The sequence below is a fragment of the Streptomyces sp. SID3343 genome (assembly GCF_009865215.1).
Lineage (GTDB): Bacteria > Actinomycetota > Actinomycetes > Streptomycetales > Streptomycetaceae > Embleya.
Map to the genome: position 1 here is coordinate 1 of NZ_WWJX01000480.1, position 1,227 is coordinate 1,227.

Genomic DNA, 1,227 nt, shown 5'->3' on the forward strand with positions numbered 1-1,227 from the left:
ATGGTGTTCCAGAACTACGCGCTCTACCCGCACTACACGGTGGCCCGCAACATCGCCTACCCGCTGCGCCTGGCCAAGCGGCCCAAGGACGAGATCGACCGGCGGGTGCGCGAGGTCGCGGCGATGCTGGAACTGACCGACTACCTCGACCGCAAACCGGGCCTGCTCTCCGGCGGCCAGCGGCAGCGGGTGGCGATGGGCCGCGCGATCATCCGCGACGCGTCGCTGTTCCTGATGGACGAACCGCTGTCGAACCTGGACGCCAAGCTGCGGGTGCAGATGCGCGGCGAGATCGCCCGGCTCCAGCGCCGGGTCGGCACCACGATGATCTATGTGACGCACGATCAGGTCGAGGCGATGACCATGGGCCACCGCGTCGCGGTGCTCAAGGAGGGCCGACTCCAGCAGATCGGCACGCCCGACGAGATCTACCGCTCCCCCGCGAACACCTTCGTGGCGTCGTTCATGGGCACCCCGCCGATGAACCTGGTCGACGCGCGGCTGCGTACCGGCAAGACCGGTACCGAGGTGGTGGTCGGCGGTGTGCACGTGCTGCTGCCGAAGATCGAGCGGGGATATCAGGACGGCCCGGTCACCGTCGGCGTGCGGCCCGAGCACCTGCTCGACGCGTCGATCGCGGGGGCCGGCACGCCCGTCGGGGACGGCGCCACGCATGCGCGGATCCCGGCGATCGTCGAGTACGTCGAGGCGCTGGGCGCCGAGAAGAACGTCTACGTGACGCTCGGCGCGGAGCGCGGCGACGCCGCCTCGGCGGGCGCGCCGATCGCGTGCCGCTTCCCGGCCGAGAGCGCCGTGGTCGCGGACGCGAAGGTCGAACTGGCCCTGGACCCGAGCCGGATCCACCTGTTCGACGCCGAATCCGGGGTCGCGCTGCGCTGAGCCGTGCGTTGGGTGCCGCGCGCGGCCCCGCCCCAAAAGCCCGTGGATGCCCGGCCGTACGCCCGTACCGCCGGGCATTCGCGTACGGCGCCGCCGCCTGTCCGCGGCGGCGCCGACCCATCAGCACCCTCCCGGCGAACAAGCAAGGAGTCTTAACCGATGTTGAGACGATGGTGCACCATCCTGGCGACGACCGCGGCCATGTGCGCGCCGTTGGTCGTCGTCGCGCCCTCGGCGCGGGCGGCAACGACGTCGCCGACCGCCGAGAGCGCGCCGGCCGCGGCGGCGAACGCCGTACCGCAGGCCGGCCAGGTCCCGCTGCCGGTC

The 1,227-nt window shown here is 72.1% G+C and carries 1 protein-coding gene; it reads left to right on the plus strand.

Translation table 11 applies throughout. The features are described 5' to 3' along the window. Positions 1 to 900, plus strand: a 900-nt coding sequence (locus GT354_RS15365; RefSeq protein WP_161356876.1) for an ATP-binding cassette domain-containing protein, incomplete at its 5' end; no start/stop codon positions are given. Between the last annotated feature and the right edge of the window lie 327 nt (positions 901 to 1,227).